Raw genomic sequence first — 205 nt, forward strand, 5'->3', positions numbered from 1 at the left:
ATGCGCGCCGTCGCGAAGCTGCAGGACAGCGAGCAGCGCTACCGCGAGCTGCTCGAGATGTTCCGCAGCGTCTGGAACGCGACGACCGCCCAGGCCGTCGTCGCGACCGACCACGACGGGCTCGTGGTGGCCTGGAACCCGGGTGCGACCGAACTGTTCGGCTTCGAAGACCTCGACGCCGAGTACGCGATGCGGGTGCAGGAGC

1 protein-coding gene is annotated in these 205 nt (G+C 69.3%); it reads left to right on the forward strand.

The genetic code is table 11. The features are described 5' to 3' along the window. A partial coding sequence (locus FJ658_RS15015) for a PAS domain-containing protein (RefSeq protein WP_141146206.1) occupies positions 1–205 on the forward strand: 205 nt, incomplete at both ends.

Origin of the sequence: Schumannella sp. 10F1B-5-1 (assembly GCF_006517535.1) — a bacterium.
Classification (GTDB): Bacteria; Actinomycetota; Actinomycetes; order Actinomycetales; family Microbacteriaceae; genus Schumannella.